Annotated in this window: 24 protein-coding genes and 1 pseudogene; 14 read left to right on the top strand and 11 right to left on the bottom strand. The window is 65.0% G+C overall.

The annotated features are described in order from the left end of the window. The first annotated feature begins 47 nt into the window (after positions 1–47). Both ACFU4Z_RS10570 and ACFU4Z_RS10565 read left to right on the top strand, forming a co-directional pair. The gene (locus ACFU4Z_RS10570) at positions 48–1,004 is read left to right on the top strand and encodes an alpha/beta hydrolase (protein WP_379061273.1); all 957 of its coding nucleotides are present in this window, start codon (positions 48–50) and stop codon (positions 1,002–1,004) included. Between the two features lie 92 nt (positions 1,005–1,096). Next, positions 1,097–1,492, top strand: coding sequence for a nuclear transport factor 2 family protein (locus ACFU4Z_RS10565; RefSeq protein WP_379061270.1), 396 nt, complete (start codon positions 1,097–1,099; stop codon positions 1,490–1,492). On the opposite strand, the gene ACFU4Z_RS10560 is transcribed toward ACFU4Z_RS10565, so the two are convergent. Beyond that, positions 1,469–1,783, bottom strand: a complete 315-nt coding sequence (locus ACFU4Z_RS10560) for an ArsR/SmtB family transcription factor (RefSeq protein WP_379061268.1) — start codon at positions 1,781–1,783, stop codon at positions 1,469–1,471. The genes ACFU4Z_RS10565 and ACFU4Z_RS10560 overlap by 24 nt on opposite strands. Before the next feature lie 62 nt (positions 1,784–1,845). Here ACFU4Z_RS10560 and ACFU4Z_RS10555 point away from each other — a divergent pair, with 62 nt between their 5' ends. Continuing rightward, complete coding sequence (locus tag ACFU4Z_RS10555) at positions 1,846–2,181, top strand: putative quinol monooxygenase (RefSeq protein WP_379061265.1); 336 nt, start codon at positions 1,846–1,848, stop codon at positions 2,179–2,181. Between the two features lie 29 nt (positions 2,182–2,210). Here the strand turns inward: ACFU4Z_RS10555 and ACFU4Z_RS10550 are convergent, their stop codons facing one another. Continuing rightward, on the bottom strand, positions 2,211–2,651 hold the full coding sequence (locus tag ACFU4Z_RS10550) for an Lsr2 family protein (protein ID WP_379061263.1): 441 nt from the start codon (positions 2,649–2,651) through the stop codon (positions 2,211–2,213). A 108-nt stretch (positions 2,652–2,759) separates the two neighbouring features. Then, a complete protein-coding gene (locus ACFU4Z_RS10545; RefSeq protein WP_379061260.1) occupies positions 2,760–3,359 on the bottom strand; it encodes a TetR/AcrR family transcriptional regulator in 600 nt (199 codons plus the stop codon). Positions 3,360–3,480: 121 nt separating this feature from the next. Here ACFU4Z_RS10545 and ACFU4Z_RS10540 point away from each other — a divergent pair, with 121 nt between their 5' ends. Both ACFU4Z_RS10540 and ACFU4Z_RS10535 read left to right on the top strand, forming a co-directional pair. After that, positions 3,481–4,800 (top strand): family 1 glycosylhydrolase, encoded by a 1,320-nt coding sequence (locus tag ACFU4Z_RS10540; RefSeq protein WP_379061258.1) that lies wholly within the window; start codon positions 3,481–3,483, stop codon positions 4,798–4,800. Positions 4,801–5,240: 440 nt separating this feature from the next. Then, positions 5,241–5,708: a hypothetical protein gene (locus ACFU4Z_RS10535; protein WP_379061256.1), complete on the top strand. Its 468-nt coding sequence runs from the start codon at positions 5,241–5,243 to the stop codon at positions 5,706–5,708. Between the two features lie 79 nt (positions 5,709–5,787). On the opposite strand, the gene ACFU4Z_RS10530 is transcribed toward ACFU4Z_RS10535, so the two are convergent. Beyond that, complete coding sequence (locus ACFU4Z_RS10530; protein ID WP_379061254.1) at positions 5,788–6,876, bottom strand: alpha/beta hydrolase family protein; 1,089 nt, start codon at positions 6,874–6,876, stop codon at positions 5,788–5,790. 304 nt (positions 6,877–7,180) lie between these two features. Here ACFU4Z_RS10530 and ACFU4Z_RS10525 point away from each other — a divergent pair, with 304 nt between their 5' ends. Further along, positions 7,181–7,531 (top strand): hypothetical protein, encoded by a 351-nt coding sequence (locus tag ACFU4Z_RS10525; RefSeq protein ID WP_379061252.1) that lies wholly within the window; start codon positions 7,181–7,183, stop codon positions 7,529–7,531. 59 nt (positions 7,532–7,590) lie between these two features. Here ACFU4Z_RS10525 and ACFU4Z_RS10520 read toward each other — a convergent pair. The 5 genes and pseudogenes from ACFU4Z_RS10520 to ACFU4Z_RS10500 all read right to left on the bottom strand — a co-directional run. Further along, a pseudogene (locus ACFU4Z_RS10520) lies at positions 7,591–7,701 on the bottom strand (LppP/LprE family lipoprotein); the annotation flags it as partial. A gap of 57 nt (positions 7,702–7,758) precedes the next feature. After that, positions 7,759–8,523, bottom strand: a complete 765-nt coding sequence (locus tag ACFU4Z_RS10515) for a glucose 1-dehydrogenase (RefSeq protein WP_379061251.1) — start codon at positions 8,521–8,523, stop codon at positions 7,759–7,761. A 100-nt stretch (positions 8,524–8,623) separates the two neighbouring features. Next, positions 8,624–9,466 (bottom strand): helix-turn-helix transcriptional regulator, encoded by an 843-nt coding sequence (locus ACFU4Z_RS10510; RefSeq protein WP_379061248.1) that lies wholly within the window; start codon positions 9,464–9,466, stop codon positions 8,624–8,626. Between the two features lie 87 nt (positions 9,467–9,553). Then, positions 9,554–10,096, bottom strand: a complete 543-nt coding sequence (locus tag ACFU4Z_RS10505) for a YaeQ family protein (protein WP_379061246.1) — start codon at positions 10,094–10,096, stop codon at positions 9,554–9,556. A gap of 197 nt (positions 10,097–10,293) precedes the next feature. Then, positions 10,294–11,298 (bottom strand): hypothetical protein, encoded by a 1,005-nt coding sequence (locus ACFU4Z_RS10500; protein ID WP_379061244.1) that lies wholly within the window; start codon positions 11,296–11,298, stop codon positions 10,294–10,296. 659 nt (positions 11,299–11,957) lie between these two features. On the opposite strand from ACFU4Z_RS10500, the gene ACFU4Z_RS10495 reads away from it, so the two are divergent. From ACFU4Z_RS10495 to ACFU4Z_RS10460, 8 genes are all read left to right on the top strand, one after another. Then, positions 11,958–13,136, top strand: a complete 1,179-nt coding sequence (locus tag ACFU4Z_RS10495) for a hypothetical protein (RefSeq protein ID WP_379061242.1) — start codon at positions 11,958–11,960, stop codon at positions 13,134–13,136. Between the two features lie 8 nt (positions 13,137–13,144). After that, positions 13,145–14,401, top strand: coding sequence for a hypothetical protein (locus ACFU4Z_RS10490; protein ID WP_379061240.1), 1,257 nt, complete (start codon positions 13,145–13,147; stop codon positions 14,399–14,401). Between the two features lie 93 nt (positions 14,402–14,494). Continuing rightward, positions 14,495–16,048 carry a serine/threonine-protein kinase gene (locus tag ACFU4Z_RS10485; RefSeq protein WP_379061238.1) on the top strand — a complete coding sequence of 518 codons (1,554 nt, stop codon included), beginning with the start codon at positions 14,495–14,497 and terminating at the stop codon, positions 16,046–16,048. Positions 16,049–16,729: 681 nt separating this feature from the next. Beyond that, the gene (locus ACFU4Z_RS10480; RefSeq protein ID WP_379061236.1) at positions 16,730–17,560 is read left to right on the top strand and encodes an oxidoreductase; all 831 of its coding nucleotides are present in this window, start codon (positions 16,730–16,732) and stop codon (positions 17,558–17,560) included. A 108-nt stretch (positions 17,561–17,668) separates the two neighbouring features. Next, positions 17,669–18,817 carry an FAD-dependent monooxygenase gene (locus tag ACFU4Z_RS10475; protein ID WP_379061234.1) on the top strand — a complete coding sequence of 383 codons (1,149 nt, stop codon included), beginning with the start codon at positions 17,669–17,671 and terminating at the stop codon, positions 18,815–18,817. A 32-nt stretch (positions 18,818–18,849) separates the two neighbouring features. Beyond that, positions 18,850–19,899 carry a phenazine antibiotic biosynthesis protein gene (locus ACFU4Z_RS10470; RefSeq protein ID WP_379061232.1) on the top strand — a complete coding sequence of 350 codons (1,050 nt, stop codon included), beginning with the start codon at positions 18,850–18,852 and terminating at the stop codon, positions 19,897–19,899. Continuing rightward, positions 19,900–21,252 carry an aldehyde dehydrogenase family protein gene (locus ACFU4Z_RS10465; protein WP_379061230.1) on the top strand — a complete coding sequence of 451 codons (1,353 nt, stop codon included), beginning with the start codon at positions 19,900–19,902 and terminating at the stop codon, positions 21,250–21,252. A 30-nt stretch (positions 21,253–21,282) separates the two neighbouring features. Next, entirely contained in the window at positions 21,283–21,855 is a 573-nt protein-coding gene (locus ACFU4Z_RS10460) for a hypothetical protein (RefSeq protein ID WP_379061226.1), read from the top strand. A gap of 333 nt (positions 21,856–22,188) precedes the next feature. Here the strand turns inward: ACFU4Z_RS10460 and ACFU4Z_RS10455 are convergent, their stop codons facing one another. Then, positions 22,189–23,472 carry an acyltransferase family protein gene (locus ACFU4Z_RS10455; RefSeq protein ID WP_379061223.1) on the bottom strand — a complete coding sequence of 428 codons (1,284 nt, stop codon included), beginning with the start codon at positions 23,470–23,472 and terminating at the stop codon, positions 22,189–22,191. Then, positions 23,469–24,416: an SGNH/GDSL hydrolase family protein gene (locus tag ACFU4Z_RS10450; RefSeq protein WP_379061221.1), complete on the bottom strand. Its 948-nt coding sequence runs from the start codon at positions 24,414–24,416 to the stop codon at positions 23,469–23,471. Before ACFU4Z_RS10450 ends, ACFU4Z_RS10455 begins: the two co-directional genes overlap by 4 nt. Between the last annotated feature and the right edge of the window lie 21 nt (positions 24,417–24,437).

Here is a 24,437-nt window from a genome sequence, read left to right as displayed (position 1 = left end):
ATGATTGCCCTTGACTTGAACCGTGCTTCAAGTTGGAAGCTGGTGTCATGACCGAAACACACAACGACCCGATATCACTCCACCCGCAGGTCCAGGCCTATCTGGCGCGCCTGGCCGGCTTCAACTTCGGTGCGCTGCACACCTTCCCGCCGGAGCAGGCGCGCGAAGGTCTCCGCCGACAGATCGCCCTGCTCGGCGACCCGGAACCCATCGCGAAGGTCGAGGACCACACCATCCCGGGCGCAAGCAGCCCGATTCCGATCCGCATCTACACCCCGGACGGCAGCGGCCCCTTCCCCGTGCTCGTCTTCTTCCACGGTGGCGGCTTCATGCTCGGCGATCTGGACACCCACGACGGCCTGGCCCGCAGCCTTGCCAACGGCGCACAGTGCATCGTCGTCTCGGTCGACTACCCGAGAGCCCCCGAACATACTTTCCCCGCAGCGCCCGACGCCTGCTACGCCGCGACACAGTGGGTGGCCGACAACGCGGCGAGCATCAATGCCGATGCGGCGCGCATCGCGGTCGGCGGTGACAGTGCGGGCGGCAACCTGGCGACCGTTGTCGCGCATATGGCACGAGACAACAACGACGGCCCGGCGCTGGTCTTCCAATTGCTGATCTACCCCGATCTCGATTTCCGCAGAACGAATTTCAGCATCCGCGAGTACGCGGGCAAATACGGCAATATCGGCCGCGAAACCCAGCACTGGTTCATGGACAACTACCTCAACAGCGCCACGGAGAAGCTCGACCCACGCGTCTCGCCACTACTGGCCCCCGACTTGGCCCGACTCCCGGCGACACTCATCATCACCGCCCAATACGATGCACTGCGCGACGAAGGCGAAGAGTACGGCGAACGCCTCGAAGAAGCGGGCGTCCCGGTCACGGTCACTCGCTATCCAGGCATGATCCACGAGTTCCTTCGGCATCCCTTCGACGACAGCAAACAAGCACGAGCCGACGCCGCGGCAGCGCTCGCGCAGGCCTTCAGCCGATGAGGACCGAACGAACCCGGCCATATCAGCATGCGATCGCGGCCGGGTTTCCATTCATCCAATACACACGAATGGGATCGGTCGATGCTCGACGTATGGAGACAAAGAACGAATTCCAAACCTTGCTCGACACCTGGGCCGCGGCGATCGTCGCCAACGACGCCGACGCCATCGGCAGCTTCGCCACCGACGATTGGATCCTCACCGGTCCCGAAGGCGGGCCCGGTGACCGGAAAGGGTTCCTCTCGGTCGTCGCGTCCGGTGAATTGACCCATTCGGAGATGACGTTCGAACTGCTCGAAGCGCGGGTATTCGGTGATGTGGCCGTGGTTCTCGCACACGGAACCAACAAAGGAACTTGGCGTGGCGAGCCGTTCAGCGCCGACGAATGGGTCACCGAGGTGTTCGTCCGCGAGGCAGACGCCTGGTTGTGCACAATGAGCGCCCTGACCCCCGACTACGCGGCATCACCGTCCGAGCTCGGCCGCTAGCAACTCGATCAGGCCGGGGAACCGAGCCGCGAGGTCGGCCCGGCGGAGTTGGGCCATATTGCTGTTGCCCCGGTTGACCTGCCGGATGAGTCCGGCCGCGCGCAGCGTCCGAAAGTGGTGCGTGAGAGTCGCTTTCGACACGGGAAGGCCGAACGAACTACATGTTCGCTCGGTTCCGTCCGGCTCGGCGAGCAGCGTGAGGATCACCCGCCTGCGGTGCTGATCGGCCAGCGCCGCAAGCACCGCGCCCAACTCCATCTCCGCCTGGGTCGGCTCGCCGCCATCGGGCACCGTAACCCCTCTCACAAAGGTACGAATTGATTCTTACCTATCCGCACTCTAGCGTGCCAGGTATGACCCAGATCGTACCTAACACCCCCTTCGCGCTGGTCGGCTTCGCGCGCCCCAAGCCCGAGCGCGCCGCCGAACTACGCGAGCTACTCCTGTCATTCGTCGCCCCCACCCGCGCCGAGGACGGCGCCCTCGAGTACCACTTCCACGAGGACAGCGCCGACCCGGGCACCTTCGTCTTCTACGAAGTGTGGCGGTCCAAGGAAGACCTGGACCGCCATCTGGCCCTACCCCACCTGCAAGACTTCTGGGAGCGCCGCATGGACTACCTCGAGCAGGATCTCGACATCAAGTTCCTGACCATGCACAGCCCCTATCCGCGGGCCATAGACGCCTGACCGGAAAGCGTCCCGGCCACCACGAGCGCCTACGCGCCGACTTCGGCCGACTTCTTGCCCTCTTTCGCGCCACGCTTGCGCTCCGGTTCCGCGACAGCGGAGGTGTCCGGCTTGCTCCGTGCGGGTGGCGGCACCCGCGGAGCGTCTTGCGCCGCACGGTATGCGGCCATCACGTCCGCCGAGATGCGACCGCGGTTCGATACCTGGTGGCCGTTCTCGGCGGCCCACGCGCGGACGGCGGCGAGTTGCTCGCCGCCGGATGCGGCCCGCTTCCGGCCACCACCGGACGACACACGGCCCGTCTTGCGCGCCTTCTCCGCCCACGGCGCGAGTGCCGCCCGCAGCCTGGCGGCATTCGCGGCCGACAGATCGATGTCGTACACGCGGCCGTCGACAGCGAAGGACACCGTTTCGTCACCCTGTGAACCGTCGATGTCGTCGACCAGCGCCTCAATGATTCGCCTTGCCACTGTAGATTCCTTTCCGGTGACGCCCATGCAGATCGCTGGCGACGCTAACACGGCAACCGCGGAAAACCGGGTCAGCGCACGCGCGATTCTCGTGTGTCGATCACCTCGTCAGATGCGTTTCGCGGGACGGCTATTGATCGACGCGCCTGCGGTGTAGCGCTGCCACCATTGTTCGAGCAGCGCTGCCATATCAATGCTCGAATCGATCAACCACCGGGCCTGCAGGCCGTCCGCGAGGGCGAAGAACATCGTCGCCGCGGCATCGGTGTCGAGGTCCTCCGACAACTCGCCCGCTTTCTGCATCTCGCGCAGTGCGCGCGAAAAACCCTCGGTGCCCAGCTGATAGCGCTCCAGCATGTAGCGGTGGGCCGGATGGCGCGGATCCGCCGCGGCCGCCTGCATATGGGTGAACAACTCGATCAGTCCGGGCACCGCCGCGTTTCGGCGAACGATCTCCACGAATGCGGCGGGCGCGGGGCCGCGCGCTGCGGCGAGGTCGGATTCGTCGCGCTTGCGCAGCACAGCGACGAACAATTCCTCTTTCGACCCGAAATAGTGCAGCAGACCGCCCTGGCTCAGCCCGACCGCCTCCGCGAGTTCGGCGATGGACGTGGCCAGGTATCCACGCTCGGCAATGGTGCGCAGCGCGGCGTCGAGGATCTGCTCTCGCCGTTCGATACCTTTCCCATAGGGACCCCGTTTCACCACCGGGTCAGTGTAGGCACGGACCAGGGACTCCTTGCCAGCAAAAACCGAGCACTGTACGGTTTTCGTTCAGACGCACTCCTCGCACCTGCCGTGCCTGCACAGAATGAACAGGAGCACCTCGATGCGACTCCGCCTCAGTGGCCTCTGCCTGGCGGTCCTTGCCGCCGTCACCACCATCGCGCAAGGCGCACCGGCCGCCGCGCGACCGGAGCCGCCCGCTCGGGTCACGCCGCTCGGCGAGGACTTTCTGTGGGGTGTCGCCGCCTCGGGATTCCAGTCGGAAGGGCATGCGCCCGACAGCAATTGGACCCGCTACATCGCGGCGGGCAAGACCGATGATCAATACCAGAACTCAGTCGACTTCTTCTCGCGGTATCAGTCCGACATCCATTTGGCCGAGCAGTTGGGCGTGCGGGTGTACCGAATCGGCATCGAATGGGCGCGCGTACAGCCGCAGCCCGGCGTGTGGGACGAGAACGCACTTCGCTTCTACGACAACGTGATCGCCGCCATCACCGCCGCCGGAATGCGCCCGATGCTGACCCTGGACCACTGGGTCTACCCCGGCTGGGAAGTCGACCGCGGCGGCTGGAACAACCCCGGCATCGTCGAGAACTGGCTCGCCAACGCACGCAGGGTCGTCGATCGCTACGCCGCGGTCGATCCATTGTGGGTCACCTTCAACGAGCCAACGATGTATGTCCTCAACGAGACGCGTCACGGCGGCATCCCACCGCTCGCGGCCCCCGCCATGTTCGATCGGATCGCCCACGCGCACAACGACATCTACGACTACATACACCACACCCAGCCTGCTGCGATGGTCACCAGCAACGTCGCCTACATTCCCGCCGTCGAGGACGCCGTCAACGGTTCGACGATCATCTCCCGCATCGCGGCCAAACTGGACTACATCGGCATCGACTACTACTACGGCCTCTCCCCCGACAATCTCGCCGGGATGACCAACTTCACCGAACTCTGGAAGAACCCGCTCCAGCCGGAAGGCATCTACTACGCCCTCCAGCACTACGCCCGCCTCTTCCCCGGCAAGCCGCTCTATATCGTCGAGAACGGCATGCCCACCGAGAACGGCCTCCCCCGCGCCGACGGCTACACCCGCGCCGACGACCTCAACGACACCGTCTACTGGCTCCAACGCGCCAAAGCCGACGGCATGAACCTCATCGGCTACAACTACTGGAGCCTCACCGACAACTACGAATGGGGCTCCTACACACCCCGATTCGGCCTCTACACCGTCGACGTCCGCACCGACCCCACCCTCACCCGCCGCCCCACCGACGCCGTCCCGGCCTACACCGCCATCACCCGCGACAACGGCGTCGCCCCCGACTACCGCCCCACCCGTGCCCCCAAATCCTGCTCTCTCGTCGACGCCGTCGCCAGCTGCACCGACCCGGTAACCGTTCCCCGCTGATTCTCCGTCACGCGCGCGCCGACCATGACAGCGTTCCGTTAGGCCAACGCTGTACGCGAGGATCGACGGCGGCTGAGAACTCCTCTCAGCCGTGGGAACCGGCGCACATCCGCCGAGCCTTCCGCCCATTCACGAAATCGATGGCAGGACACCCTTTTCAGGGTTCACCGCAGGCAATCCTCACGACGCTTCCCCGCCCCATCAGCCCCGGCATCGCCACCTCCGCCCACTAGCATCGAACTCCGGTCAACGGTCGAAGCGCCCGAGCCGACGACCGCGGCATCGCTACCACCGGATGAACGACAGGTCGGCCGTTGACCTTTGGGCGTCTACGCATGGGAGACGACTCGGTCGACAGCGGAAGCAATCTTCTCCAGACCCGCTCGGCAAGGGCACGCATGTTCACTCTGTACAGCTCCAGGATCGATAGGACGGTATTGATGAAATCGCGCACATATTCGGGGTTCCTGTCGGGGATCGCCGCCATCTCATGCATCTCCGCGGTGACAGTCGGCTATGCACCCACCGCGTTGGCTGCACCGAACGCCCCATCGGATCCACTGTGCACGATCACATACCCCACTCCGGACGACTTTTCCGTCCAGGCAACCAGCGACGCGTTCGCCACCTCGGTCACCAGTGGGTCCATGGAACTGAAGCTGCACACCGACTCTCGGTCGCAGACCGGATATGATCAAAAATTCGCGGTTACCTGGGCGAACATCACTACCGGTCGCAACGGACAGGCCGACGCTTCCGCCTTTGTGAAGGGCTCCGACAACACCCTGTCCATCCCAGGCACTGTCACGAAAGCGGGACGGATTGCCCTGGTCCTGAGCGTGACGAACCACGGAACGGGCGACAACTACACCTACGGCGACTGCAGCGTGGAATACACGGTGCCCTAGTCGATCCGAATCGTCCGGCCCAGCTCATCGAACCCTTTTGATTTCGATGAGCCGGGCCGGAGGCAGTTACGCGCAGGATTCAGCGGAGGTGCGTCTTCAGGAAATCGAGGGCATCGGGCAGCGAGGCCAGGAACGCGCCACTATGGCCCTTGCCCGGATACGTCCGCACGGTGATGCGAACGCCGGTATTCAATTCCTGCAGCCGGTTTCCGTAACTGTCGGTCTCCGCAGGAGGCACATCGATGTCGGCGGTCCCGTAGCCGATCATGACGTCACTGACGAAGCGGTTCTCGGGGTATCCGGCCAAGGCGGTGATATCCGCCTCGAATGTCGGCGTCGGCTCGTCGGGGTCGGCGACCAGTGCCGCAGGGCGCCGGCCGCCGGCGCCGGCGACCAGATCGGCAAGGCATTCCGACGCCGCCTTTTCCACGTAGTCTCTTCCGAAGTCGGAAAGGAAGGGAGTCACGCTGTCGGGGTGCAACTCCTGCAACGACGCAAGAAAGTACGCCGCGTAGCCCACCTGGTTCTCGGCGCCTGTCGAGGTTCGCTCGAACATCTCCCGCAGGCTCTTGCTCGGGTTGGTGCGCAGCCCCGTGGCTATCACCCCGTTCAGCCCTGCCGCGGAGCCGCCGCCGCCCGCGCCGTAAAGGGCGGCCGCGCTCATCGCGGCATGCGCCCCTTCCGACTGGCCGATGACCACCCATTTGCTCGACAACGGAACGGGCGTCGTGCGAATCGCGGCGACCGCATCCAGTATCGAGCGCCCTTCGACATTCGTGTTGTAGTAACTGAACTGACCACTGGTGCCGAGCCCCTGATAGTCGGGAGCCAGAACCGCATACCCGCTGTCCAGAATGTGACTGAAGTAGGTCTTGTTGCGTTCCGATTGCGGCCTGCGCGAGGGCGCGCAGGAATCGCCGATGCCCGCGGTGCCGTGCGCCCACACCACCAACGGCCACCCACCCTGCGGCGGCAGGCCTTTGGGCAGGTACAGCGCACCCGATGCCGGAGCGGGCGCGTCGCGCTGATCCTTTGTGGTGTACACGATCTCCAACGCAACCGCGGCCTCGGCGAATGACCATGCGGGATCGAGCACTCCGACGCTCCGCAGCTGTCCGAGGTCCTGCGCCTGCGCCTGCGCCTGCGCCTGCGCCTGCGCCGATGGCATTGCAATACTGGCTGCGACGCAGATGCCCAGCGAAGCCGCAACGCGAACCGCGCGCCGAAAAGACATGACGGACATGCCGTCGAACCGTACCAGCACAATCCATGAATCACTTTCCCAACACGGCGATGCGATCGCCGCGTTATCGACACCCCAAACCGACCATGCGGATTGCACAGCGAGCCCTGCACGACGCAGGGCTCGACAATAACCAGCCTTTCTGTAGCCGAATATGTTCCGGCTCAGCAAGTTTCGGTGCGCCGAGAAGGTCGTGACGTGCCCGGGTACGCCTGGTACGTTCACCGTCATGCGTCGCATACGAAGTCGCCTCGTGGTTGCCCTGTGCGCAGTCGCCGCCGCTGTTACCGTCACCGCGGGGTGTTCCGCGCAGCAGGAACAGCATCACGCCCCTGTCCCCGTCGCTGCCTCGTCGGCGGCGGCGCACCCGGACCACCAGCCGGTCGGCGCGCAGCCCGTCGGGCAGCCTCCCAGCGGGTGCCTGCCGCCCCCGATGGGGTCCGATGGCAAGCCGCTGCCGCCACCGCTGAGTGCCGACGGGAAGCCGCTACCGCCACCGACCGGTGCCGATGGCAAGCCGTGCCCACCCCCGATCGGTCCGGACGGCAAGCCCCTGCCCCCGCCGCCCGCACACCCCTGACGATCCGCTCCCGCCTATGGGCGTGAGCCTCTTCTCGCGTACGTGTCCGACCCGGCAACTCAGTTGTCGGGTGGGAATTGTCCCTGCGCCTGGATCGATGTTCCATTCAGGGTGAAGGTCACCACGCTCGGTCCACCCTGCGGGCAGCACAGCGCGTCCTCGGGCTTCGGCCACCGATAACTGCACCGAGACGGTTTCTCCTGCGGAGGCCTCGCCGCGGCCTCCGCCTAGAGCATCGCTGCCGGGATCGCGGAGGTCAGGCCGCCGTCGACGAGTAGGTCCTGTCCGTTGATATAAGACGCTTCACCGGAAGCGACGAAGGCGACCGCGGCGGCTACCTCCTCAGCAGTGCCGACACGACCGGCGGCCACTGTCGCACCAACAGCGGCCTGGGCCTCGGCGGAAGCCTCGGCCCGGAAAGCCGGGGTGTCGATGTAGCCGGGGCTGACGGAGTTGACTCGGATACCCCTGGGCGCCAATTCGGCTGCGAGGGTGCGGGCCAGGTTGTGTACCGCCGCTTTGGTCGCCGAATAGAGAGCAGCGTCCGGTACACCGCGATGCAATGCGAAGGACGCGTTGATCACGATCGCCGCCTGGTCCGACAGCAGCGGAAGCGTCTTCTGGATGGTGAAGAACGCTGCTTTGAAGTTGATGTCCACGACGCGGTAGAACTCGGCCTCGGTGACGTCACGGGCAGCCTGAAAAGCGCCGATGCCCGCGTTGGCGAACACCACATCCAGCCGCCCGTACTGCTCGCGGATGGCTGCTGTCAGCGTTTCGAGGTCGGTGAGACTCGCCGCGTCACCAGGTATTCCGAGCGCCCGGTCACCGAGCTGAGCGACCGCGGCGTCCAGCCGGGTCTTGTCACGCCCGGTGATGATCACTTTCGCGCCTTCGGCGACCAGCCGGTGCGCGGTGGCCAACCCCATGCCGCTGGTGCCTCCGGTGATCAGTGCGACCTTGCCGTCGAATCGGGAACTGTTCTGCGTCATGGGTTCAGCGTGCCGCCGCGCACGCCGGATATACAGTGCGCAGTTATCGTAGGAGTGGCAGTAGCACGTTCGGGACCGGTATCGAACCGCCTCGTAGCTGTCAGGCGGGGGCTGCGAGACGCAGGTGTTGTAGTCGTTCGAGTCGGCCCACGGTTTCGGTGCCGGGCCGGGGGTTGTACAGCACGAGGGACCAGTCGGGGTGGTCGGCGACTGTCAGGGTCGTCGCGTCGAAGTACAACGCACCCGCCTCGGGATGACGCAGCGCATTGACAGCCTGAATCGGCACGCCGACCTCATGGCGTCCCCACAGTTCGGCGAATTCGGGACTCACCGCACTGAGATCGTCCACCACCCTTCGAAATTCGGAATCGCAGGGAAAGTGCGCCGCGTCGGCGCGATAGGCGGCAACGACAGCGGCGCAGGCCGATGCCCACACATCGGGCATCGCGCGATATCGGGGATTGGTGAAGAACGTGATCAGGCAGTTGTGGGCGGTGTTGTCGAAGCCGAACACCGCCCGGGCGGTGTCGTTGAACGCCAGCACGTTCCAGTAGCGATCCCGCAGCACCGCAGGCCGTTGCTCCCACGCGTCCAGCAGCTGCCGCACCTCGGAGGTGACCTCGGTGGCCCCTACGTCGGGAGACGGCGGGTTGAGACCAGCGAGCAGATACAGGTGCGCGCGCTCCGGCTCGCTCAGCAGCAAGGCTCCGGCAATGCCGTCGAGCACTTCGGTCGAGACCGTGATGTTTCGGCCCTGCTCGAGCGAGGTGTACCAGGACACTCCGACCCCGGCCAGCAGCGCGACCTCCTCGCGCCGCAGCCCGGGAGTCCGTCGCCTGCCCACCACAGGAATTCCGACATCCTGCGGTGCCAGCCGCGCCCGGCGGATGCGCAGGAAGTCACGAAGCTGCTCGCGGCGGCGCTGCGTGGATTCACTGACCATAGGCCACGGTAACAACGAAGTATGCGCGCGAGAAACCGCTGCGTGGGATCGGCGACGACCGATCCGGCAGCCAGATCGGCGCGCGGACTATCCGAGTCGGTGCTCCTCCACAAAACTGCTCAGGCTCGTACCGTTGAGGTCCAGGTAGAGCTGGCGCTCGGTGACCGACAGCGTCATGGTGTTGCGGCGTCCGAGCGCGGCGACAGCGGAGTCGATGAAGTCGCGATCGAAGCTGTAGACGGGAATGGCTTCGGCGCGATGGATCTTTTTGCCGACGAGCTGGGCGAGTACTTTGGCCGGATCACGATGGGTATAGACGGCGGCGCGGCCGGCCAGTTTGCTGCCTCGGTGCAGACGTTCCGCATCGGGGGCACCGACCTCGATCCAGCCGGTGAGCCGACCGGTGAGATCACGCACCAGCACCGCGGGCTCGTCGGTCGCCGAAATGCCGCCGTCGCTGAAGGCGATGCCGTCCTGATATTCGAGGCAGTACGCGAGCAGTCGGGTCAGCATGTATTCGGCGGTTTCGGACGGGTGGCGCGCTATCCGCAACTCCAGGTCCTGGTAGACGGCACGGTCGACGTCGGCCAGTTGGACGGCGAAGTTGTGCAATGTTGCGCTGAGGGCCATAAGAGCAGAGCCTAAACCTGCTACGACCACCCGGTTCGGGAGAGATCACCGCCGGTGGTCTCTCCCGGGCAGCTCCAGTGGCCTGTGCACCCGGAAGGACGAGCGACAGGCTGCCCGGTGTCGAGCCACCCCGGCTCGACCAGCTGAAAGGGATCCCGGGGCCGAGTCGACACAGCCCCGGGATTCGGCGACACGGATCACACGGTTTCTACCGCGTCCACGGCTTCGATCGCCGCGTCGTCAGCATCCGTGGTGCCGTCTGCTTGCGCACCGTCCGCAGGCCTGGCTGAATCTGTCGTGCGTCGAGTGCGAGCGGCAGGGCGTGCGATCGCCGACATCGGGGTTGCGGGGAGACCCGCTTCGACCCGGCCGGTACCGGACCCGTTGAGCACAGACGAAACCTGCGCGACTTGTCCCGTGATGGGCGCGGCGGCGGCGATCGACTGTGCGGCAGGGAGTCCGGTCGGTACGGCCACGGCCGCGGACGCCGCCGTATTGACATCGCGCAGTGGGATGGTGGTCTGCCCTTCCTCTTCGGCGGCGTCGGCGCCATCCTCTTTGTCGAGCAGACCCGGCAGCGATTGCAGAAGCGGCGCCATCATCATGCCGAGCGGCGTCAGCGCCTGCGCCAACCCGTCCAGACCACCGCCACTTCCGCCCGCACCGGAACCGCCGACGGCGGCGGTGGTGGCCGCGGTCGCGCTCCCGATCCCTACGGGGTGTTTTTCGCCTGGGTCGGCTATGTCTTGATTGAATACCGAGACCGCGTCGACCTTGTCGAAGACGGCCTCCACAGCAGCGGCGACCAGCCGCAACAATGCCGTCTCCTGCGCCGGCTTCAGCTTGCCGCTACCTACGGCTTTCAGCTCGCTGTTCAATTTAGCGACGATGCCCTTGATGGCGCGCAGCGTCTTTTCCTGCTCGTCTGCCACGCTGCCGGACGCTATGTGCACATTGCGTTCCAGGCCAAGCAACGACGCCTTCAACTTGGCGCTGAAGGCCTCGAGCATCTTGTATATCTCGCTGGCATAGCCCTCGCCGTAACTCCCGTTCGGCACAGGCTTCAGCAGGTCGTCCATGCGCGGCGGGAGGATAGGCCCGCCGCGGCCGAGCAGGTCGACCGCCATTTGAATCGCCCGCTGGGCCAATACGAGCTGCTTCTTGAAGCCGGCTTCCGCGCCGGGTGGCGGCACCAGATGCACGGTCCAGTGATGCCTGTTCGGCGCGGGCTCTCCCGGCAAGATCTCGGGGTCGGCCGGATCACAGGGCGGCGCTGGGGGCGTGCTGCGCCCACGCTTGGGCGGAAAGCCGGGTTCGATGATCGGCGGCCTGGGATCATCGGGATCCCGCGGCATCGGATCGCCGGGCTCGATATGCGGCGGCCGCTGATGTTTCGGATCCTCCGGGATCACGGGCCTGCCATACCGGGGATCAGGAAATTCCGGCGAGACCGGATACTCCGGGATCACAGGCCGGCCATGCCCGGGATCAGGAAACACTGGAGAGACCGAAGTACCGCCGCCAGGCGGAACCCGACCAGGATCGGGCAATATCGGAGAGATCAACGTACCGTGGCCGAGCGTAGTCCGTCCTCGCTCGACGCCAGTGAGTTCCATGCCGTATTCAGCATCGCCGTCCGCCATACCCGCCGACACCCGCCTTCCGAATCTCTCGTCATTGTCCCAGCTCCCCGCGACAGGGAAGGATCGCAGCGGTACGGGCGAGCCATAGCACCCTTGGCGCGGCTACCAAAGCTGCGGTGGCACATACCGATCGGTCCCCGGTAGCATCCCCCCGGGAAGCACGCTCGGCAAGGGGGAGGGGGCGATCCGTCATGGGATCGAACGCGGTTCGGACCGCAATGACATTGGTCGTGACCACGGTCGTCGCGATCGGAGTTGGTGGGTGTGGGTCCGAACCGGACGCGCCGGTAGCGCCGGATCCGGTGATCGACCTGACGCAGCTCGACGTGGGCGGCAACGCGACCAAGCCGCACGATTACGGCACGGCCAAGACACTCGACCAGGCCAAGATCGTCGAGGCCGAGCGGCTGGCGAACTTCATACCGCTGGCCTCCGACATCGACCCGCGGTTCGCGCACGGCTACAAGCTCACCTCGAAGGTGTTCTTCGATCCGAGATACTCCGACCTGGGCAATGCCATCAAGCTCGAGAAATTCGCCGAGACCGCACCGGATTTCATCACCGGCTTCGCCAGCAGCGGCACCACCGACCCGAACGTCCAGGGCATGGATTTGATGAACGTGGTCATGATCTTCCCCGACGAGCAGAAGGCCACGGACGCGGTTGTCGCGCTGGAACGCTCCGACTTCGAGTACAGCAATCGCAACCAGGCCGTGGCGATTCCCAAATATCCTGCGGCCAAGGCCCACTGGCAGCCGCAGGAGCAGTCGATCGGATCCTGGTTCGCCGCGGGCAAACTCGTCGTCTACAGCTGGGTCTACGACTATCTGCGGATCACAGCGGGTGAAGTGGATCTGACCACCTTGGTGAGCCTGGTGGAAAAGAGCCTCGACGTCATTGTTCCTTCGATCGCGAAGTTCACCCCGACCCCGCCCGGCCAGTTGATGAATCAGCCGGTCGATATCGACGGGATGCTCGGTCGCACACTGCCCCGGATCAACGAGGAACTCTTCACCAATCCGCCGGGCGTATACACCGGCCTCGCCGGACTGCACTTCAGCACCACACCGGTCGAGGCCCGTCCAGCACTGGAGGCCGCGGGTGTCGACCGGTACACGCGGGACCACGCCATCCTCTACCGGACCCGCGACATGGCCGCTGCCAGGGAGCTGCTGGCACACCAAGCCGAGCTCAACAAGAAGCTCCGCAGCGTCGAGTCGCCGAAGAACCTTCCACAGGCCAAGTGCCAGGAGTACATCGGCAGCGACAAGTTCGTGATCCGGTTCTACTGCTCGGTCTCCCACAGCCGCTATGTCGCTCTGGTCTGGTCGGATCAGCTGGTCGACCTGCACCAGCGAATGTCCGCCCAATATGCGCTCCTGGTGAACGCCGAATGAGGTTCTCCATGCAGAATTACCAGCGCCGCATCGGATCGGTGCGTGCCTGCGCGATCGCGATGACCGCGGCTGCGCTCATGATGTCGGTCGCCGCGTGCGGATCCATCGTCCCCGGGGTTTCGGGGCCCGGCGAAATAGATGTCCGCGAGCTCGATGTCGGCTCGTACCCGACCGTGCCGTACCACGCGCACAACGACGACTATGCCCCGAGCTTCTTCTATCGGCGTGAGGTCGCCGCCATGCGGCTGGCCGAGTACACCGCGACCGCCCACGACATCGACCCACGGTTGAAGACCGGATACTTTCCCTACAGCATCTTGCCGGGCGTGATGCCCGACAAGCTGGGGCGCCCTGCGGATCTGGAACCGATCGCCACACGAAACAAGCTGGTCAACGGATTCATGTCGAATGGATCGGACAAAGACTTCAGCATTTCCGTCGGCGTCGCCCCCTACGATTGGCCGAAGAAGTCCACAGCGGACGAGACGATCATCACCTCGATGATCATGCAGTTCCCGGATGCTGAGCTCGCCGGGCGGGCGGCGAGAGAGTTCTACGAGGCCGACCTCGCGGTCGACCCGGACCAGAACCAAGCGGTGCCCTTGCCGAAATATAGTGAGGCGCACTCATATTGGCATCCCGACTCGCCGTTCCTGCGGACCATGCTGGCACGCGGCCCGTACGTTGTGGCGTTCCTGTTGTCCACTCCGGGCGTGGATCTGAACGCACTGCGCACTCTGGCCGAGAAGTCCTACGACAAACAGTTGCCACTACTCGAGCAAGCGAAGCCGTTGTCCACCATGGAAATGCTGCAAATACCCTGGGATACCGGCCATCTCTACAGTCGCGCGCTGAATCCGAACAAGTCCCTGGTGCCGTCGTTCAGCACCCGCCAAGTGCTCGTCGGCCGCCAAGGCGTGCTGCACCTCAGCAAGGATCGCGAGCTGGCCGACAATCGCCTCGAGGCTATGGGCGCGGACCAATTCGCCACTGTCGAAAGCACAATGGTCGCGCACACCGCAGACGCCGCGACGGCCCGCAAGATCGTCGCCGAGCGCCGCACCCTGACCCCGGCCGCGCGCGACGCCGCAGCTCCGGCGAATCTGCCCGATTCAGCGTGCGTGGAAAACGAGCCGTCGAAATCGGCCTACAAATTCACCTGCATCGTCGCGTATCACGAGTACGTGGGATTCGTCTCCGACCGAAGCCTCGCCGACGCCCAGAAAAAGGCAGCCGCCCAGTACGCACTTTTCGCGAACAGCTAGCCCGCGGGAAATGACAAGACCGCACCCGAGCGATCGGCTCCTCCACGCATCACACCCGGCCACCGCGGCCGGCGCAGGAACAGGACGGCACAGATGGCGATGAGCCCCGGCACCATCGTCGGCGGATATCGGATCATGGGGGTACTCGGCGCAGGCGGCATGGGCACCGTCTACCTCGCCCAGCACCCCAGCCTGCCGCGGCGCGACGCGATCAAGGTGCTCGGCACCGAGCGCTCGGTCGACGACGAGTTTCGCGCGCGATTCGAGCGGGAGGCGAATCTCGCTGCTGGACTGGATCATCCGAATATCGTTTCCGTGTACAACCGTGGCGAGGAGCACGGTCGACTGTGGATCGCCATGCAGTACGTGGAGGGCACCGACGTCGCCGCGGAAATGGCACGTGACCCGCACGGCATGAATCCGCTACGCGCACTTCGGATTATCACCGAGGTCGGCAAGGGGCTCGACTACGCGCACCGGAAAGGCTTGCTGCACCGCGATATCAAGCCCGCAAACTTTCTGCTCTCCACAGCAGACGGCGACGAAGAGCGCGTCCTGCTCACCGATTTCGGTGTCGCGAAGGCCTCCGACGACACCAGCGAACTCACCCAGGCCGGCAGCTTCGTGGCGACCATCGCCTACGCCTCGCCCGAGCAGCTCTCCGGGCTCGCGCTGGATCCGCGCTCGGACATCTACAGCCTGGCGTGCTCGCTCTACAAGCTGCTGACCGGGCAGAACCCGTACCCGTCGACGCAGCCGACCGTGGTGATGATGGGGCATCTGCACCAGCCGCCGCCGCACGCCACCGCGGCCAACCCGGGCCTGCCGCCCGCCATCGACGACGTGCTCGCCCGAGCCATGGCCAAGCACCCTGCCGACCGGTTCGCCAGCTGCCGCGAATTCACCGACGCCGCGGCCGACGCCATGCTCCCAGGCCGTGTCCCCACTCTGACCACCTCCCCGATTCGGGTCGGCGCACCCCTTGCACCGACCGATCCCCGAATTCCGGTGGCCTCCGCCGAGCTCCGACCGATTCCCCGGCCGTCCGGCAAGCGCTGGGGCGTGATCGCGGCGGCCGCCGCCGTCGTGGTCGCCCTCGCGATCGGCGCGGGCGTGCTGTTCACCGGCCGTGACAGTCCAGGTGCCACCCCCACCGCAGGCCCCGCGACCGCGACATCCGCTGCGCCGCCGACGTCGAAAGATCAGGCCCGCGCCCAGAATCCCCGGTTCATCGGCACCCCGATCTTGATGGTCAACGTCACCGGCGCAGGCCGCACCGCAGAACCCGACATGGAAGTCTTCCTCGACACCACCCCGCCCACCACTTTCCTGCACGACATCGGCCTCACCTACAACCCATCCTTCGCCACGAAGGGCGACGAACCATCCCCACGCCCGATCGGCAAGGACAGCCAGTACATCGCCTTCAGCGCCGTCACCGAGGGCTACATCCTGGCCATCCGCAGCGACGCCCGCGCAGGCGGCGGCGGCCTCCTCGGGCTCCCCGGCGCCCTCCTCGACACCCACGCGACAGTCCTTGTCGTCGACGACCCGCAAACGGTGAACGCCATTCGCTATTGGAACTCCGACTCCGAACAGATCCTGCTGAACAAGCTGGTCCCGGTACTGAAGACAGGGATCAAGTAACCGTTCGGATGGCGGTGTTCGGGCCGATCTGGCCGGAACGGAGGGTGGTCAGCTCATCATGTCGATCGGACGGAACGTCGTGGACCTGTTGCCGGGTGAAACGGACGAGGACACTGTGGGCGTCGGCGCGGTCGGCACCGGCAGCGGCCTCCTGACCGTAACGATCGTCGGGTCGACGATCACATTGTCGACTTCACCTGAACATCGTTGCCATGAATGCACTTTCGATCGGATCCTTCGCGCGAAAGCGCGTTCAAGGGGCCGCCCGAGCTCTCGGGGCAACGATGCACATTACCCCACCAATTGTGTTGTACCTCACCAAAACTCCAGCAAGCGCCCGACTGCCGAGCGACCGCGCCGACCTCTACGGAATTCTCGCGACATTGTCGGCAGATTCTAGTGAAACATGTTGAGCCACAGCATTAATCACAGGTACGAGCGTTGACCACGCGCCGCGAGGTCGGCCACCACATCCAGGCGTGTCCAGCACAGCGACCACTCTCGCCGACACTCCGGATACCGCGCGCGGCAGGGCCATGCGGTCACCTTTTCGCCAGAACTGGGAAGCCCCCCTTTGGTCGACTTCGGCAACACAGTTTTGAATGACGTTGGCATCAAGATCATTTCGCGCATGACCGGACATCGTCAGGTCTGCGGCAACCAGTTTCGGAGAGAAAAAACGTGGCAGTTTGGTTCGTCACCGGCAGCTCACGCGGGCTCGGCCTGCACACCGCGCGGGCGGCGCTGAACCAGGGACATCAGGTGGTCGCGACAGCCAGGCAACCGAAGGATGTCGAGTCCGCGCTGGGCGAGCACAATGACGCTCTGCTCGTCCTTCCGCTCGATGTGACCAGCGAGACGCAGGCACAACATGCAACCGGGCAAGCCATCGATCGCTTCGGCCGAATCGATGTTCTGGTCAACAACGCGGGCCGGGGGCTGCTCGGCGCCGTCGAGGAAGCAACCGACGTCGAGGTCCGAGAGTTGTTCCAGACCAACGTCTTCGGTCTGCTCACGGTGACCAGAGCCGTGCTGCCGATTATGCGCGGGCAGCGCAGCGGCCACGTGCTGAACATCAGTTCGGTCGGCGGCTTTACCGGAGCGCCGGGCTGGGGTGTCTACAACGGCACCAAGTTCGCCGTCGAGGGCATCAGCGAAGCGATGCGGGCCGAGTTGGCCCCCTTGGGAATTCGGGTAACCATCATCGAGCCGGGCGTGTTTCGGACGGACTTCCTCGATGGTTCGTCACTGCGGTCCACCGAACCGATCGCGGACTACGCGCAGACGGCCGGCGCGACCCGCGGCTGGGCCGCGGCGACCAACCACAATCAGCCCGGCGATCCGGTCAAAGCGGCTCAGCGGATCGTCGAGATCACCGACCAGAGCGCCCCGCCGCTGCGGTTGCAGCTCGGCGCGGACTGCGTCGCCCGCGTCGAGGCAAAGCTCGACAATATGGCCGGGGAACTGGCCGCCCAGCGCGATATCGCGATGTCGACCGGGATCACGAGTTAGTGAATCGCCAACAGCAGTAAATTGCGATCCCTGCGTCGCGAGGGTCGGAACTATCTCTCACTCACATTGTCAGTATTGCACTGATGCTATTTCCGAGGAGAAAATTCAGTGGTTAGCAAACGTCGCATTCTTGTTATTGGCGGCGGCATCGGCGGACTGACCGCCGGTGTGGCATTGGGAAGAAAAGACGTCGACGTCACTGTCGTCGAAATAAAGCCGGACAACACGGTAGCCGGCGTCGGTATCAACATTCCGGGGAACGCGCTGCGCGCACTGCGGCGGCTAGATCTGCTGGACGACACCGTGAACCACGGATACACCTTCGACCGGGTCGACTTTCACGACAGCGCATCCGTGCACTTGGCCACCGTGCCGTCGAAGCTCGGCATCGATGGTGTGCCTGCCAACTGCGCGATCCAGCGCCGGGATCTTGCCCAGCTGCTGGAGAAGGCGTGCATCGACTCGGGCGTCGACATTCGATACGGCACCACGGTCGAGACCGTGACGCCCGCCGCGACCGGAGTGCGGGCGACGCTCACCGACGGCACCTCGGACACCTTCGATCTCGTGGTGGCGTTCGACGGAATACGTTCGTCGCAGCGCAAGCGGATCTTCGGCGTCGAGCCGGTCCATACCGGTTACTCGGTCTGGCGAGTCGCGCTGCCCCGGCACACCGCGGTCACCAGCAACATGTACTTCCAGGGCATGGGCACGAAGGCGGGACTGTTCCCGCTCAACGAGAAGACCATGTATCTGCTGCATGTGACCCCGGAGCCCGGCAATCCGCGGCACGAACGGGAGCAGTTCTTCGAGCTCCTGCAGACGCGGCTCGACGGATACACCGGCCTCATCGGAGACTTGGCCGCCGGCCTCGTGCCGACCGACGACATCGTCTACGCGCCGATCGAGGAGGTCTTCCTCGGCGGTACCTGGTACCGGGACGGCGTGCTGGTCTTGGGCGACGCCGCGCACGCCATGGCGCCACATCGCACCCAGGGTGCCGCGATGGCGATCGAGGACGCGGTCGCACTGGGCGAAGTAATGAGCCGCCCCGGCGCGGTGACCGATCTGGTCGGTGAGTTCCAGGAACGCCGATTCGGCCGGTGCAAAATGATCCAGGATGCGTCCAAGAATATCCTTCTTTCGGAAATGAATACCACGGACCAGGATTCGCTGGACCGGCAGATCGAATTCTTGAAGAACGATCTCGTCCGGGTAGCGCACCAGGTCGATGACGAGCTCAACACGGCGTTCTAGACAACGCCGAAATATTCGAGAGGTTGAGCACTGTGTCCAATGTCGATTTCGACGCGCATGTTCGAAAAATGATGGAATGGCACTTCAGCGAGGACACCGGGTCCGCGTTCTGGCTTGGCAAACGCGATGTGCTCGGATTCGATCCGATCACGGATATCCACAGCGGAGATGATCTGCTGCGTTTCCCGGACGTCAGCGGCGAGCTGCGCACCGTGGCCGCCTCTGATCTCATCCCCAGAGGCGCCATCGCCGACCAGGTGTTCCGGGTGTACGAATCGGGCGGTACGACCGGCGCGCCCAAGCGCATCGTCGACGGCGGATACCGGTCGCGAATGGGTGTGTGGGCGTGGTCCCGGCTTCGAGCCCACGGAGTGCCGAATGCGGCGAATTGGCTGCATCTGGGACCGGCGGGCCCGCACGTGGTCGCCTTCGACACCGCGGGTTACGCGGCACTGGGTGGTGGCGTGCTGTACACCATCGATCTCGATCCCCGTTGGGTGAAAAAGCTCATCGCCGCGGGCCGCCACTCCGAAGCCGACGACTACATAGAACATCTGCTCGACCAAGCCCACGAGGTGTTGAGCACCCAGCCGATCAGCGTGCTCAACACGACGCCTCCGCTGCTCGAAGCCATCTGCGCGCGACCGGAGCTACTCGCGTTGGTCGCGGCCAAGATCGAGACAATCGTCTGGGCGGGAACATCTTTCAGCGCCGAGAGCCTCCGCCAGGCCGAAGAGGTCTTCTTTCCCGGCATCCGAATCGTCGGGATCTACGGCAACAGCCTGATGGGTGTCGCCCCGCAGCGACCGAGACAGCCGGGCGACGACCACCGCTGCGTGTTCGAGCCGTTCCACGAGACGACCCGACTCGACCTGGTGGCCGAGGACCGACAGCCGGTCGACTACGGCAGTCGTGGCCGGGTGCGGATGCACCTGGTGAGCGAGGAGATGTTCCTGCCGAATGTGTTGGAACGCGACACCGCGATCCGAGTGGAGCCCGTCCCCGGCGGACCGGACGGACTTGCCGACGTCCGGCCCATCCGCACGATCGACGATGTCGACGTGGTGGAAGGGGTGTACTGAATGGCCGTGCCGACAATCGAGCCCGTCATCGGCGGTCGTTCGGCGACCAGCTCGGATCGATCGCCGCTCATCGATGTGTTCGGCCAGGAGCTGGCCGATGTCGGTGTGCTGCCCCGGCTTGGTGTGCAAGCCGCCGTGGACCAGCTTCGCCGGGCGGCCGACGGGCAGCGCGCCGAGCCGGCGATCTTCGTTCGAGCGGCACGGCTGTTCGCGGACGCGGAACTCGACGGGCAATCTGTCGAGCAGTACGTGAGCCAAGTCGTGCGTGGTACCGGTCTTCCTAGTGCCACGGTCCGGCGCGCGATCGCCGATATGGTGGCCGAATTGGAGGCGCTGCCGCGCATCACCGAGTCCGAACTGCCCGCACCGGTCGCCGAGCGGGGCCACCACACCCGGTGGGTGCCCGCGGGCGGTGTTTTCGCGGCGATCATGGCGAGCAACCATCCGCTGCCCCATTCGACCTGGGTGCAAGCGCTGTTCGTCGGCTACAGCGTGGCGGTCCGCCCGGGCAGCCGCGACCCCTTCACCCCACGCAGGCTGGTCTCGGCACTGCTCGCCGCCGGGCTGCCCGCCGACAAGGTGGCGCTGCTGCCGTGCACCCAGGCAGTGGGCTCGTTCCTGCTCCGCAGTGTCGACCGCGGGATCATCTACGGCAACGACGCCGCGGTCCGCGATTGGCGGGACCGCCGCCAGGTCACCACGCGGGGACCGGGACGCTCCAGAGCGTTGCTGGATTGTCCACTCACCGAACCGATTCTCGACCATCTGGTCACCTCTGCTTCCTACGATGGCGGCACTCGGTGTACCAATTTGTCCGCCGTGCTGACGAGCGGTCCCGTCGCGGAAACAGCCGACCGGCTCGCTGCCCGACTTGCGCAACTGCCGGTGCGACCGGCCATGGACCCGGCCGCGCAGTTACTTGTGCTCGGTCGTGACCGCGCCGACGCGATGAATCGCCTGATCGCGAAACTCGGCACCGAACTCGGTGATCACAGCACGCCGCACTACGACGGTGGCTTCCTGGTCGATCTCGGCGACGGCTCGTTCCTGCCGCGCCCGATGGTCCTGTCCGCCGAACGCGCGGATCATCCCGCCGTGGGAATGGAGCTGGGCTTCCCCTTCGTCGTCGTGGCGCCATGGACCGAACCCGACGGCGTGCGCCCGCTGAGCCCGGCACTGGTGCTCAATCTGTTGACCGACAACGACGATATCCGGGAGCGAGCGATCGCCGACCCCGGAATTCGCAAGATCACGTGCGGGACCGCATCACCATGGGATCTGATCCCTGGAATTCCGCACGACGGGAACTACTCCCAATTCCTCCTCGAGCCCAAGGGCATCGTCGCGGCCTGACCGCACCTAGATGAGATAGATGGATTCCGCATGAACCGACAGACCGTGCAGCTGGGACCGACCGTCCGAATGCTGCTCGCCTGCGACGGGTCGACCACCGTGTTGCTCGAAGCCCTTACCGGTGAAACTCTGTTCGTCCGGGTCGACGCCCAGGGCGAGACATCGCCCGAACGTCTCTCGGACACAATCCGGGACGCCTTGGCACTCGACACCGACGCACCCGTGTTGGAACGCCGATCCTGCCTGGTGACCAGCGAGGACGAAGTGGTCAGCGTCAACCACATCGTCACCGACAACATCACCCGGCGCCGGATGGGCAGCCCCGACACCTCGATTCCCTTCGGCATGCAACTGCGGCAACAGCGGATTCCGCAGTATCGCGCGCACGTGTCCAGCGGATTGGCGCCCTGGCAGGGTAGCGATGAGCCGACGTTGTCGGCGTTCAAGTCGTACATCATCCACGATGCCGACGGTGGACGCACGTACGTACACGAACACTTCAATCCACGACTGGTCCAGCTCGGCGACGACGCGTCGCTGCGGGCACTGCCGGCCGGACTTGTCCACGAGGGGCTGCCGATCCGATTACCGGCACCTTTGTGATGCGTTCCAGTGCCCGCCCTGACCACAGGTCGGGCCCGCACAGAGCCGCACCGCGTAATTTGCTCGGCGGCGAGATTCCGGTCGAACGCACAGCGGCGCAGGCCGCGGATGGTCAGCAACTGCCCGAGATCGCGCGGGCGACAGGCTGAGCCCATGGTGAGGGTTGATGTTGTCGCTGACGATGTTTCGGTGTGACGGGCGGGTCGATTAGTCGGACGAAGAAGCCGGTGCCGCAGTATGCGGCACCGGCTTCGACAGCTCGCGCTGCCAACCGTGACATGCCGTATGAAGCAGCCGGGTCATGAGCAACCCATCGCGACATGCCGGTGGTGGTTACGCAGCCTGCTGGACCGGCTTGCGGGGTCGCACGTGGGCGAACCGGCGCATGATCGGTAGGTCGACCCACTGATAGATGGCGGCGGCAGCGGCTAGCGACAGGGCGAAGCAGAGTGCGGTGCATCCGACCCAGCCGAGAAGACCGAATTGCCGTCCGCCGATGACCAGCCTGCTGACCAGGACCATGATGGGGAATTGGATCAGGTAGAACGCGTACGAGACGTTGCCGAGCCACACAATGGGCCGGGATGCGGTGAACCCGGAGATTCCGCGCAGATCCCGAACCGCGACGGTGGCGATCAGGGCGCACATCGGTCCAACCACCAGCGCCGACATTTTGAAGGACACCGGCACCACGTACGTTGCGGCGTAGGTCACCGCAAGCGCGACCAGCGGCAGGGTTAGCCGGGTGTTGCGCCACCGCCCTTCGATCACCATCCGTGCCGCGATCATGCCGACGAAGAACTCGGGCAGCCGCGAGAGCGGGAAGTTGTAGCTGAACCAGTACGACGGCACGACCGGGATGTCTTGTTGACGGAACCAGGCCTGCGAGGCGTGCAGATCAGTCGACGGGGACACCTCGCCGGGGACGAGGCGAGGGACGAACGGGTTGGCGGTGCTGGTGGGACCGTCGAGACCGAAGTGGTAGGCGACGTTCATCAGGATGATGAATGCCAGCAGACCGATGACCCAGGCCATCAACCGGTCGACGCGGATGCGCCGCACCAACGGAAGAACCAGCGGGAAACTCATGTAGAACGCCAGGTCCGTCGCCAACGACCACGACGGGACATTGAGCCCGCCCACCGTTGTCCATTTCGGAAGCCACGTGTGAATCAGCAGCACGTTCGGCACCCAGACGACGATGCGGCTCAGCGGCACAGAGGCCACCACGATGAACATCGCGGCTGCGACCAGATGGGTGGGGTAGAGCTTGAGTATGCGGCGGCGCAGGAAGGCCACCGTGGAGGTGCCGGGCCGGAAAGACCAGTAAATGATGAAACCCGACAGCACGAAGAAGAACGTGACAGCCGTCGCGCCGAACTGCATCGGCAGGAAGTTCTGATGGATCGTGCGGAACAGCTCCGACTTCTGGAACGGGTAGGTCGGTAAGAACACCAGCGCGTGCAGCAGGAAAACCGCCGCGGCTGCCCACCACCGCGCCCCGGTCAGGCCTGGCAGATTTCCGCCCGGCCGGACCGTGCTCGATGAGCCGGAGGTAGCGGGCGCCGTGGGTGAAAGCGCCGAGGTGCTCGGCGCTTCCGTGTCCGATGTCGTCACCGGGAGATCCAGTCACGCAGCCCGGCCGCCATGACCGCATCGCCCTTCGCAGTGGGGTGCAAAGGCATCCCGAGGAAGTCGGCGCGCGGATCGAACATCCCGTTGACCCACGGCTCGTCCGAACACAGACCATGTCCCGCGGTGATCGGCTTGGCGTTGAAGAACTCCAGTTTCAGGATTTCGGCCGCCTCGCGCTGCGCTCGGTCGAGCCGATCCATGTATTCCACCACCGCCGCACCCCGGTCCTGGACGAAGGCGCCCACGCCGAGAATGTTGACGCACAACTTCTGCGTTTGCGCGGGGACCAGTTCCGGATAACCGACCAGAACGATCCGTGCCTGCGGCGCGTAGTAGCGAATGTAGTCGATGACGGTCTTGATGCGGTCCGCGTACTCTTTCCCGGTCACCGCCCGGTAGTCGGGGCTGCGGCCTTGCTCGGCGGCTTCGAGACCACAGCCGTCGGTCAGGTTGAGGATGCACGGATCCATCGCGGTCCACAGCATGGTCTTGTTCGTGCCCCAGGTGTCGTTCATACCCAGCTGGATCGCCACCACTTTGGTGTTCGGACCGAACGCCCCCGCCTTGTCTGCCAGGCGAGCCTCGTGCACCAGGTTGTAGGCGGTCTGGCTCTGGATCGAGGCACCTGAACACGAGACATCCATGAATTCCGGTGTCCCGTGAATCCCCATCAGCTGGCTCAGCTGGGTCGGCCATGCCGACGGACCGCGCCGGCATTCCTTCTCATCACCATTGAGCCGAACACCGTTGGCGGTGTAGGAGTCGCCGATCACCACGAGTGACTTACCGGCGGCCGGTGTCTTCTCCGGTTCAGCCGCGGCAACCGCCGCGTTACCGCCGAGCAGCGCGACGGTGAGTACCGAGAGAATGACATGAAAAAGCCTGGTCGTCCGCAACGAGCCGCGGACCTTTACGCCGAACTGCATGAAAACTCGCACACCAATCTT

This window comes from Nocardia sp. NPDC057440, from assembly GCF_042802915.1.
Lineage (GTDB): Bacteria > Actinomycetota > Actinomycetes > Mycobacteriales > Mycobacteriaceae > Nocardia.
The sequence above is the reverse complement of the archived record's forward strand: the minus strand, read 5'-3'. Positions and strand labels throughout refer to the sequence as shown.

Coding starts and splice junctions, on each gene's coding strand:
- ACFU4Z_RS10490 (WP_379061240.1), top strand. CDS start 13,145: ATGCAGAATTACCAGCGCCGCATCGGATCGGTGCGTGCCTGCGCGATC.
- ACFU4Z_RS10535 (WP_379061256.1), top strand. CDS start 5,241: ATGAAATCGCGCACATATTCGGGGTTCCTGTCGGGGATCGCCGCCATC.
- ACFU4Z_RS10540 (WP_379061258.1), top strand. CDS start 3,481: ATGCGACTCCGCCTCAGTGGCCTCTGCCTGGCGGTCCTTGCCGCCGTC.
- ACFU4Z_RS10485 (WP_379061238.1), top strand. CDS start 14,495: ATGGCGATGAGCCCCGGCACCATCGTCGGCGGATATCGGATCATGGGG.
- ACFU4Z_RS10510 (WP_379061248.1), bottom strand. CDS start 9,466: ATGGTCAGTGAATCCACGCAGCGCCGCCGCGAGCAGCTTCGTGACTTC.
- ACFU4Z_RS10505 (WP_379061246.1), bottom strand. CDS start 10,096: ATGGCCCTCAGCGCAACATTGCACAACTTCGCCGTCCAACTGGCCGAC.
- ACFU4Z_RS10570 (WP_379061273.1), top strand. CDS start 48: ATGACCGAAACACACAACGACCCGATATCACTCCACCCGCAGGTCCAG.
- ACFU4Z_RS10525 (WP_379061252.1), top strand. CDS start 7,181: ATGCGTCGCATACGAAGTCGCCTCGTGGTTGCCCTGTGCGCAGTCGCC.
- ACFU4Z_RS10450 (WP_379061221.1), bottom strand. CDS start 24,416: ATGCAGTTCGGCGTAAAGGTCCGCGGCTCGTTGCGGACGACCAGGCTT.
- ACFU4Z_RS10495 (WP_379061242.1), top strand. CDS start 11,958: ATGACATTGGTCGTGACCACGGTCGTCGCGATCGGAGTTGGTGGGTGT.
- ACFU4Z_RS10515 (WP_379061251.1), bottom strand. CDS start 8,523: ATGACGCAGAACAGTTCCCGATTCGACGGCAAGGTCGCACTGATCACC.
- ACFU4Z_RS10465 (WP_379061230.1), top strand. CDS start 19,900: ATGGCCGTGCCGACAATCGAGCCCGTCATCGGCGGTCGTTCGGCGACC.
- ACFU4Z_RS10460 (WP_379061226.1), top strand. CDS start 21,283: ATGAACCGACAGACCGTGCAGCTGGGACCGACCGTCCGAATGCTGCTC.
- ACFU4Z_RS10555 (WP_379061265.1), top strand. CDS start 1,846: ATGACCCAGATCGTACCTAACACCCCCTTCGCGCTGGTCGGCTTCGCG.
- ACFU4Z_RS10530 (WP_379061254.1), bottom strand. CDS start 6,876: ATGCCATCGGCGCAGGCGCAGGCGCAGGCGCAGGCGCAGGCGCAGGAC.
- ACFU4Z_RS10565 (WP_379061270.1), top strand. CDS start 1,097: ATGGAGACAAAGAACGAATTCCAAACCTTGCTCGACACCTGGGCCGCG.